This is a genomic window from Xanthomonas sp. LMG 12461 (assembly GCF_009192935.1).
Taxonomy (GTDB): Bacteria; Pseudomonadota; Gammaproteobacteria; order Xanthomonadales; family Xanthomonadaceae; genus Xanthomonas_A; species Xanthomonas_A sontii.
In genome coordinates this window covers 1-9,922 of the sequence record NZ_NQYT01000005.1, presented here as the reverse complement: position 1 = coordinate 9,922, position 9,922 = coordinate 1, and the positions used below count along the sequence as shown (strand labels likewise).

Sequence of the window (9,922 nt, the reverse complement as noted above, 5' to 3'; positions counted from 1 at the left end):
ATTCTAGGCGTCGGCCCGGGCAGCGATTGACCCCGGCCCGGGCCGACGCCTAGAATTGCCAGTTCCGCCGGAATAGCTCAGTCGGTAGAGCGGCGCATTCGTAATGCGTAGGTCGCAGGTTCGACTCCTGTTTCCGGCACCAGTCGTACCCAGAAGGCAGCCGCGAGGCTGCCTTCCTGGTGTCTGCGCTCCCGTTTTTCTGCGACGCAGGTTCGTGCGCGCAGCGGCCTGCGACGCCGTGTCGCAGGCGGGTGCGGCAATGTGTCGCACATAAAAACGCGGCCTGGCGCCCGCACGGGCTTGTCAATGACTTCCGGAGTTGCCGCACGGCAGCATAAAATGCGTCGTTGATCGCGCATGCCGGCCCGGATGCCGCGGCGGACGCGGGACAGCCCTCTCTACGGCGCCCCGCCTCCCGCTCCCGCGCGGTCCGCATCCCCTACGCAATTGGATCGTTCGATGATTCCGTTGAAACAACTCCGGCGCTCGCTGCGCTCCGGTCTGTTGCTGCTGGCCGCGCTGCTGCTGGCCGGCTGCAACTCGGCCATCCTCAACCCCAAGGGTCAGATCGGCCACGACGAGAAGACGCTGCTGATCACCTCGGTGGTGCTGATGCTGCTGGTGGTGATCCCGGTCATCGTGATGACCCTGGCCTTCGCCTGGCGCTACCGCGCGTCCAACACCAAGGCCCGCTACGAGCCGAACTGGTCGCACTCCACTGCGATCGAGGTGGTGGTGTGGTCGATCCCGTGCATGATCATCCTGGTCCTGGCGGTGCTGACCTGGCGCTCCTCGCATGCGCTGGATCCGTACAAGCCGCTGGACTCCAAGGTCAAGCCGATCACCATCGAGGCGGTGGCGCTGGACTGGAAGTGGATGTTCATCTACCCGGAGCAGGGCATCGCCACGGTCAACGAGATCGCGTTCCCGGTCGACACGCCGCTGAACTTCAAGATCACCTCCGACACGGTGATGAACTCGTTCTTCATCCCGCACCTGGGCACGCAGATCTACGCGATGGCCGGCATGGAGACCAAGCTGCACCTGATCGCCAACGAGCCGGGCGAGATGTTCGGTCTGTCGGCCAACTACAGCGGCCACGGCTTCTCGAAGATGGGCTTCGCCGCGCATGCCACCGACCGCGCCGGTTTCGACGCGTGGGTGGCCAAGGTCAAGGCCTCGCAGAAGACCCTGGACCAGGCCGAGTTCCAGGTGCTGGCGGCCAACCGCAACGACAAGGCCGCCTACCCGGTGACGTACTACGCCTCGGTGCAGGACGGCCTGTTCAAGTCGTTGATCGACAAATACATGATGGGCAAGGGCCACAAGATGGAAGGCCACGACGCTCATCCGGCATCGGCTGCTGAGCCGGTCGCCATGTGCACTTCTGGAGACAAGTGATGCTAGGCAAACTCACGCTCGAGGCGGTTCCGTACCACGAGCCGATCATCATGGCGGCCCTCGGCGGCGCCGGCCTGCTCGGCCTGCTGGTGGTGGCCGCGGTCACCAAGTACAAGCTGTGGGGCTACCTCTGGAAGGAGTGGTTCACCTCGGTCGACCACAAGCGCATCGGCGTCATGTACATCGTGGTGGCGCTGATCATGCTGCTGCGCGGCTTCGCCGACGCGGCGATGATGCGCACCCAGCAGGCGATCGCGCACGGCGGCAACGAAGGCATCTTCCCGCCGCACCACTACGATCAGATCTTCACCGCGCACGGCGTGATCATGATCTTCTTCATGGCCATGCCGTTCATGACCGGCCTGTTGAACCTGATCGTGCCGCTGCAGATCGGTGCGCGCGACGTGGCGTTCCCGTTCCTGAACTCGCTGAGCTTCTGGCTGTTCGTGGCCGGCGCGGCGCTGGTCAACATCTCCCTGGGCGTGGGCGAGTTCGCGCAGACCGGCTGGCTGGCCTACCCGCCGCTGTCCGGGCTGGAATACAGTCCAGGCGTCGGTGTCGACTACTACATCTGGGCGCTGCAGATCTCGGGCCTGGGCACATTGCTCACCGGCATCAACTTCTTCGTGACGATCATGCGCATGCGCGCGCCGGGCATGACCCTGATGCGCATGCCGATCTTCACCTGGACCGCGCTGATCACCAACATCCTGATCATCGCCGCGTTCCCGATCCTGACCGTGGCGCTGGCGCTGCTGGGTGCGGACCGCTACCTGGGCACGCACTTCTTCACCAACGACGGTGGCGGCAACGCCATGATGTACGTCAACCTGATCTGGATCTGGGGCCACCCGGAGGTCTACATCCTGATCCTGCCGGCGTTCGGCATCTTCTCCGAGCTGATCGCCACCTTCAGCCGCAAGCGCCTGTTCGGCTACACCTCGATGGTGTACGCGACCTCGTGCATCGGCGTGCTGTCGTTCATCGTGTGGCTGCACCACTTCTTCACCATGGGCTCGGGCGCCAACGTCAATGCCTTCTTCGGCATCACGACGATGATCATCTCGATCCCCACCGGCGTGAAGATCTTCAACTGGCTGTTCACCATGTTCCGCGGCCGCGTGCACATGACCGCGCCGGTGCTGTGGACCATCGGCTTCATCATCACCTTCGTCATCGGCGGCATGACCGGCGTGATGCTGGCGATCCCGGCGGTGGACTTCGTGCTGCACAACAGCCTGTTCCTGATCGCGCACTTCCATAACGTGATCATCGGCGGCGTGGTGTTCGGCTACCTGGCGGGCCTGACCTACTGGTTCCCGAAGGCGTTCGGCTTCAAGCTCAACGAGAAGCTGGGCAAGGCCTCGTTCTGGTGCTGGATCATCGGCTTCTTCATCGCCTTCATGCCGCTGTACGTGCTCGGCTTCATGGGCATGACCCGGCGCATGAACAGCTACAACCATCCGGAGTGGGCGCCGTGGCTGATGGTGGCCGCGGTGGGTGCGGCGATCATCGGCACCGGCATCTTCCTGAACCTGGTGCAGATCGGCTACAGCATCTGGAAGCGCAAGGAGAACATGGACCTGACCGGCGACCCGTGGGATGGCCGCACCCTGGAGTGGGCGACCTCCTCGCCGCCGCCGTTCTACAACTTCGCGGTGCTGCCGCACATCGACGACCGCGACCAGTTCTGGGAAGACAAGCTCAAGGGCAAGGGCTGGCCGCGTCCGGCCAAGTACGAACCGATCCACATGCCGCGCAACACGGCGGCGGGCTTCTGGATCGGCGCCTTCAGCATCGTCATGGGCTTCGGTCTGACCTGGCACATCTGGTGGATGGCGGTGATCGGCCTGGTCGGCATGATCGGCAGCTTCATCGCGCGCACCTTCGATGACGACATCGATTACTGGGTCCCGGCGGAGGAAGTGGAGCGCATCGAGAACGCGCGCTTCGCCCTGCTGGAACAGCAACACGCGGCCAACGCCGCAAAGGCGGTCTGAACCATGGCTTCCACGACGCTCGATTCCCACGCCGCCCACGCGGGCGGCCACGACCACGACCACGAACATCACGACGCGGGCGGCAACACCGTCTTCGGGTTCTGGGTCTACCTGATGAGCGACTGCCTCATCTTCGCCGGCCTGTTCGCCACCTATGCGGTGCTGGCCGGCGCGACGGTGGACGGCCCGACCGCCAAGGAACTGTTCGACCTGAAGTTCGTGCTGGTGGAAACCTTCCTGCTGCTGTTCAGCAGCCTGGGCTTCGGCCTGGCGATGATCTCGGCGAACAAGCGCAGCATGGGCGGCCTGTACGGCTGGCTGGCGGTCACCGCGGCGCTGGGCCTGGGCTTCCTGGGCATGGAGCTCTACGAGTTCCACCACCTGATCGAAGAGGGCGCCGGCCCCGGCCGCAGCGCGTTCCTGTCGGCCTTCTTCACCCTGGTCGGCACCCACGGTCTGCACGTGGCCTCGGGCCTGCTGTGGATGACCGTGCTGGTGATCCAGATCGCCAGGAACGGCCTGACCCCGCGCAACATGACCCGCCTGGCGTGCCTGAGCCTGTTCTGGCACTTCCTGGATGTGATCTGGATCGGCGTGTTCACCATCGTCTACCTGCTGGGAGCGCTGTAATGGCCAACCATCATTCCTCCGACACGCACGCCGAGCACGGCCATGGCGGCGGCCTGAAGTCCTACCTGGTCGGCTTCGTGCTGGCGGTGATCCTGACCGTGATCCCGTTCGGCATGGTGATGAGCGGGGCGTTCCCGCGCGGCGTCACCGTCATCGTCATCGCGGTGCTGGCCGCGGTGCAGATGCTGGTGCACCTGATCTACTTCCTGCACATGGACCGTTCGGCCGAACAGCGCTCCAACGTGCACGTGGGCCTGTTCTCGCTGCTGATCATCGGCATCGTGGTGGTCGGCTCGCTGTGGGTGATGCACAACCTCAACGTCAACATGATGCACTGAGGGCGGGCACCGCCGCAGGTTCGCGAAGGCCGCCTCCGGGCGGCCTTTTGCGTTCTACGGTCCGGTGCGGCCGCCCTGGAAGGCGCAGATGGCCGATGGGCGCGCCGCCGTCAGCTGCGGTCCGAGCCGAGCGTCGCGGAGAGTTTCAGCAGGACCTGCGCGTCTTCCGCGCTGAGGCGATCGAGCAGCCAGGTTCTGACCGCGGCGGCGTGGATCGGCCGCGCCGCCGCGATTTTCTCCCGGCCCAGGACGGTGATGGCCACCGTCACCACGCGCGGTTCTGCGTCGCTGCGGCGGACCAGGCCGCGCGTCTGCATCCGGGTGAGTTGATGCGACAGCCGGCTCTTGTGCCACCCCATGGAATCGGCGAGCGCCTGCTGGCGCAGCTCGCCCTTGCCCAGGTCCACCAGCCGCGACAGCACGCCGAAGTCGCTGCCGGTCAGGCCGGCGTGGTCGGCCAGGTCCTTTTCGACGGCGGCCATCACCGTCTGGCCCATCTGCTTGAAGGCGTGCCAGATCGCCAGTTCGCCTGCGGAGAGTCGTGCGTGCTTCATGCGGATCACCATAGGCGGCGCTGGTTGACATGGCAACCCGAACGGCGTATCTCTAGGTTGACATGACAACCTTTGCGTGGCCGCTGGCAGGCGTGCGATGCCAGCCGAGCGGACACGCGGTTCCTGGAGGCGATGGCGATGTCTGCAATGACGTTCGCAGGTGTGGATGTGGTGATGACCGGCGGCAGCGACGGTATCGGGTTCGGCCTCGCGCGGCGCTTTCTGGCCGCGGGCGCAAACGTGCTGGTCACAGGCCGCGATGCAGGCAAGCTCGACCGCGCGGCCCAGGCCGCGCCCGGTCTGCAGACCCTGGTCAACGACATCGGGGTCGCCGAAGAGCGCGAGCGACTGGCGCAGTACCTGCGAGCGCGGCATCCCGGGCTGCGCGTGGTCGTCAACAACGCCGGCATCCAGCGGCGCGTCGCGCTCGCCGACGACCAGGCGCCCTGGGCCGAGCGCCAGCGCGAGATCGACATCCTGTTCGCTGCCGTCGTGCATCTGAACCATTTGCTGGTCCCGCTGTTGCTGCAGCATGGCGAGCCTGCACTGATCGCCAATGTCTCCTCAGGCGGCGCCTTCGTTCCGCAGCCGTTCGCCCCGGTCTACAGCGCCTGCAAGGCCGCGCTCCACAGCTATACGCGCAATCTCCGCTTCGCGCTTGCCGCGACGCCGGTCAGGGTCGTCGAGATCATTCCGCCCGCGGTCCGCACCGCGCTGGCGGGCCCGGGCATGGCCCATGGCGCGGACCTGGACGACTTCTGCGACGCCATCTTCGCCGGCCTCGCGGCGGGGCAGGCCGATGAGCTCGGCTTCGGAATGACCGATTCGGCGGAGTTTCGGCAGCGTCTCGACGTGGAGCGTGCCGCGTTCGATGGATTCTCCGGGCGTTTTCCTGTTCGCAGGTACTGAAGCGGCGGCGCCGGTGCAACCGGCGCGCCGGGGTTGTCCCGCTCACGCCATGCAAGGCGCGTCGGTGAGTTCGCACAACGGCAGCCAGGTCGGCACGCCGTCGCTGTTGCGGATCAACAGGCCCAGTTGCCCATGTTGCTGCAGCGGCTGGGCGTAGACCGGCGCGATGCCGGGTGCCGCGTGGGCGGGCGCCGCCGCCGTCGCCGTTGCCGGGAAGGCGCTGGCCAACAGGGTCTGTGGCCGTGCCGCGCGCAAGGTGGCGACCAGGCCGGCCGGGTCGCCATGCAGCAGCGCGTGGTGGCATAGCGCAAGCAGGCAGCCCTCGTCCTCGCGCGGGGCGGCGGCGGGCCGCGCCGGCGTTTCTGGCGGTGCGACGCGCACGCGCTGCAACAGACGACGCAAGTGCTGGCGCGAGGCGCTTTCGCTGCGTGCCGACAGCGCCGCCAGCTCGGCGTGGCGAAAGTCGAACGCTTCGGCGAGCAGCACCAGCGCCACGTCGCCGGGCGGCAGGGTGCGCACCAGGTGGGCCAGCGCCTGTGCGACCGCGTCGCGGTGCAGGGCGTGCTGCGCCGGTTCTTGCGTCGGCCCGGCCTCCAGCAGCGCCGGGTCCTGTGCGGCGCGTTCCAGCACGCTGCGGTAGCGGGCGCGGCGGCGCAGGCGGTCGATGCACAGGTGCCGCAGCACCGTGGTCATCCATGCGTCGCCGCCATTCGCCGGCAACGGCCCCTGGGCGGCACGCAGATAGGTCTCCTGCACCAGGTCCTCGGCGTCCTGGCCCTGGCCGAGCCAGCGGTGCGCCAGGGCCAGCAACTGGCGGCGCAGCGCCTCGCCGTCGGCCGGCGTGGGCGTGTCGGTCGGAGATGTCACGTCGCAGCCCCGTCGTTCGTTGGGAGGGACACCCACCATACATGGAGACAGGCCGATGCTGCGTTCCGACGAAACGTCCCCCGCCGCGCCCTCCGCGCAATCGCCGTCCGCCGCCTTCCTCGAGGAAAAGGCGTTCCGCGCGCGGACCCTGCTGCTGTTCGGCACCATCACCGACGCCAGCGCCTACCAGACGGTGCGCCATCTGCTGGCGCTGGATGCCGAGTCCGATGCGCCGATCGCGATGATCGTGTCCTCGCCGGGCGGGCATCTGGAATCCGGCGACGCCATCCACGATGCGCTGCGCTTCATTTCCGCCCCGGTCGACATGATCGGCTCGGGTTGGGTCGGCAGCGCGGCCACGCACGTGTTCCTGGGCGTGCCGCGCGAGCGCCGGGTGTGCCTGCCGCAGACCCGGTTCCTGATCCATCAGCCCAGCGGCGGCGCCGGCGGCCCGGCCAGCGACATCGCCATCCAGGCCAGCGAGATCCTCAAGGCGCGCGCCCGCATCGCCAAGGTCATTGCCCGCGAGACCGGCCAGCCGCTGGAGCGCGTGGAGACCGACATCGAGCGCGACTGCTGGATGTCGGCGCAGGAGGCGATGGACTACGGCCTGGTCTCGCGCATCGTCGAGCGGCGCAGCCAACTGGCCGGGCGCTGAGGGCTCCGGCCAATGCGGCAGGCGCCGTGCGCGGCGATCGCCGCGGGCATGACCTATGGCATGGCACGCGGCGGCGGCGCAGGCATAGCATGGGAGTTTGCCTGTCCGCTGTCGTTCGCCCCCCTGGAGATCCCATGAACAAGTCCACCGCCTGGATGGCGCCGTTGCTGCTGGCCGCCACTGTCGCGTTCCAGGCCTCGGCGCAGACCGCCCCGCCGCGCGACGTGCCCTTCGCCGGTACGTTGAAGATCGATGTCGATGCCACCGATCTGGCGCACCGTATCTTCCGCGTGCGCAGCACCATCCCGGCCACGCCGGGGCCGATGACCCTGCTGTATCCGCAGTGGATCCCCGGCAACCATTCGCCGACCGGCCCGATCGACAAGCTCGCCGGGCTGGTGATCAAGGCCAACGGCAAGGTGTTGCCGTGGACGCGCGACCAGTTCGACGTCTATGCGTTCAAGATCGACGTGCCCGCCGGCGTCAGCGAGATCGTCGCCGAGTACCAGTTCCTGTCCTCGCAGGGCGACGGCCAGGGCCGGGTGATGATGACCCCGGAGATGCTCAACCTGCAGTGGAACACCACCGCGCTGTATCCGGCCGGGGTGTACGCGCGCAACATCAAGGCGCAGGCCAGCGTGACCCTGCCGGCCGGCTGGAGCTACGCCACCGCGCTGGAGACCGCCACGCGCAGCGGCGATACGGTGACCTTCAAGCCGATCGATTTCGACGACCTGGTCGATTCGCCGATGTTCGCCGGCAAGTACTACAAGCGCATCGTGCTGGACGACAAGGGCAAGGCGCCGGTGGCGCTGAACGTGTTCGCCGACAAGCCCAAGTCGCTGGAGGCCAAGCCCGAGCAGGTCAAGGCGCACGTGGCCCTGGTGCAGCAGATGGACAAGCTGTACGGTGCGCGCCACTTCGACCACTACGAGTTCCTGCTGGCGTTGACCGACAAGCTCGGCGGCATCGGCCTGGAGCATCACCGCTCCAGCGAGAACAGCGGCCCGCTCGACTACTTCACCGAGTGGGACAAGAGCTGGGAGATGCGCGACCTGCTCGCGCACGAGTTCAACCACTCCTGGAACGGCAAGTACCGGCGCGGCGCCGACCTGGCCACGCCCAACTTCAACGTGCCGATGGGCGACAGCCTGCTGTGGCTGTACGAGGGCCAGACCCAGTTCTGGGGCGAGGTGATCGCCGCGCGCGCAGGGCTGTGGACCCAGGACCAGGCCCGCGACATGCTGGCCAACGTCGCCGCGGTCTACCAGCGCGGCCGTCCCGGCCTGGCCTGGCGCGCGCTGCAGGACACCACCAACGACCCGACCATGTCGATGCGCCGGCCGCGCGCCTATCGCAGCTACCAGTTGAGCGAGGACTACTATTCCGGCGGGCAGATGGTCTGGCTGGAGGTCAACGCCAAGCTGCGCGAGCTCAGCGGCGGCAAGCGCTCGCTGGACGATTTCGCCAAGGCGTTCTTCGGCATGCACGACGGCGCCTGGGACGTGAACACCTACACCTTCGACGACATCGTCGCCACGCTCGATGGGATCGCCAAGTACGACTGGGCGAGCCTGCTGCGCAGCCGTCTCGATGAGCACGGGTCGCTGGTCGGCGGGATCGAGGCCAGCGGCTGGAAGCTGGTCTATACCGATCAGCCGAACGCGGCCAGCAAGACCTCCGAGGCGCGCAACAAGAGCCTGGACCTGAGCTACTCGCTCGGCCTGAGCCTGGACGAGCAGGGCCGGGTGCAATCCGTGCTGTGGGACAGCCCGACGTTCAACGCCGGCATCATCGCCGGCAACCGCGTGGTCGCAGTCGGCGGCCGCGAGTACAGCGCCGAGGCGCTCAAGGACGCGGTCACCGCGGCCAAGGGCGGCAGCACGCCGATCGAACTGCTGGTCAAGCGCGGCGACCGCTACGACACCTTGCGCATCGCCTACTACGGCGGCCTGCAGTATCCGCACCTGGAGCGCATCGCCGGCACGCCGGATCGCCTGAGCGAGTTGTACAAGGCGCGTTGATGTTGGCCGATGCCGCCGACGACCCGGCGCGCCATGGCGCGCCGGGTGGTAGGCACGGTGTGTCATGGCGTCTTGATGTGGATCTTCCGGCTGCTGCGGATCGCCCAAGGCCGCAGCGACGCCATTCCTGCAGCCAGCGGAGCGTCGTGTGGGAGCGACTTCAGGCGTGACGGGGAGAAAGGGAACGCCTCCCAGGCAGCGTGCAGTCGGGACTGAAGTCCCTGCCACAAGGCATCGTCTGGGCGCATCGTGTAGTAGCGGCTTCAGCCGCGATCGGGCATTACCGGTAACGCCAGGTCGCGGCTGAAGCCGCTCCTTGTATCTGGACATGTCGCCCCTAAACAGGCGTCATGTCTTCCGACTGATCATCGGAGGAGGTGCGGGAGGTCCAGTCGCTCCTAAAGCTTCGAGCTTGCATCGTAGATCGGCTCCGCCCTCCACATGCTGGCCCTTGTGTGTCCGAACGGTATCCAGAGTCCGCCCGCGGGCGTGAACTCGCATCGACAAGGCAGGACCGGGCCCAGCGCCGATCATGACCCTA

9 protein-coding genes and 1 tRNA gene are annotated in these 9,922 nt (G+C 67.1%); 8 read left to right on the top strand and 2 right to left on the bottom strand.

The features are described from left to right. Positions 1-66 precede the first annotated feature (66 nt). The 5 genes from CEK68_RS01790 (at position 67) to cyoD (ending at position 4,369) form a co-directional block, all read left to right on the top strand. Positions 67-142 (top strand) — tRNA-Thr (locus CEK68_RS01790). A gap of 317 nt (positions 143-459) precedes the next feature. Next, complete coding sequence (gene cyoA, locus CEK68_RS01785; protein WP_010341159.1) at positions 460-1,401, top strand: ubiquinol oxidase subunit II; 942 nt, start codon at positions 460-462, stop codon at positions 1,399-1,401. Further along, a complete protein-coding gene (cyoB, locus tag CEK68_RS01780; protein WP_148829215.1) occupies positions 1,401-3,401 on the top strand; it encodes a cytochrome o ubiquinol oxidase subunit I in 2,001 nt (666 codons plus the stop codon). The genes cyoA and cyoB overlap by 1 nt, the downstream gene beginning before the upstream one ends. 3 nt (positions 3,402-3,404) lie before the next feature. Continuing rightward, positions 3,405-4,031 carry a cytochrome o ubiquinol oxidase subunit III gene (gene cyoC, locus CEK68_RS01775; RefSeq protein WP_043092787.1) on the top strand — a complete coding sequence of 209 codons (627 nt, stop codon included), beginning with the start codon at positions 3,405-3,407 and terminating at the stop codon, positions 4,029-4,031. After that, entirely contained in the window at positions 4,031-4,369 is a 339-nt protein-coding gene (gene cyoD, locus CEK68_RS01770; protein ID WP_010341155.1) for a cytochrome o ubiquinol oxidase subunit IV, read from the top strand. The genes cyoC and cyoD overlap by 1 nt, the downstream gene beginning before the upstream one ends. A gap of 110 nt (positions 4,370-4,479) precedes the next feature. Here cyoD and CEK68_RS01765 read toward each other — a convergent pair whose 3' ends face one another. Further along, positions 4,480-4,923: a MarR family winged helix-turn-helix transcriptional regulator gene (locus tag CEK68_RS01765; protein ID WP_152238349.1), complete on the bottom strand. Its 444-nt coding sequence runs from the start codon at positions 4,921-4,923 to the stop codon at positions 4,480-4,482. A gap of 138 nt (positions 4,924-5,061) precedes the next feature. Between CEK68_RS01765 and CEK68_RS01760 the strand changes: the two genes are divergently transcribed. After that, positions 5,062-5,832 carry an SDR family NAD(P)-dependent oxidoreductase gene (locus tag CEK68_RS01760; protein WP_226977730.1) on the top strand — a complete coding sequence of 257 codons (771 nt, stop codon included), beginning with the start codon at positions 5,062-5,064 and terminating at the stop codon, positions 5,830-5,832. Between the two features lie 42 nt (positions 5,833-5,874). Here the strand turns inward: CEK68_RS01760 and CEK68_RS01755 are convergent, their stop codons facing one another. Then, complete coding sequence (locus CEK68_RS01755) at positions 5,875-6,699, bottom strand: sigma-70 family RNA polymerase sigma factor (RefSeq protein ID WP_152238347.1); 825 nt, start codon at positions 6,697-6,699, stop codon at positions 5,875-5,877. A gap of 55 nt (positions 6,700-6,754) precedes the next feature. Here CEK68_RS01755 and CEK68_RS01750 point away from each other — a divergent pair, with 55 nt between their 5' ends. Beyond that, positions 6,755-7,357 (top strand): ATP-dependent Clp protease proteolytic subunit, encoded by a 603-nt coding sequence (locus CEK68_RS01750; protein WP_017907385.1) that lies wholly within the window; start codon positions 6,755-6,757, stop codon positions 7,355-7,357. A 134-nt stretch (positions 7,358-7,491) separates the two neighbouring features. Then, positions 7,492-9,381, top strand: coding sequence for a tetratricopeptide repeat protein (locus CEK68_RS01745; RefSeq protein WP_152238346.1), 1,890 nt, complete (start codon positions 7,492-7,494; stop codon positions 9,379-9,381). Positions 9,382-9,922 lie beyond the last annotated feature (541 nt).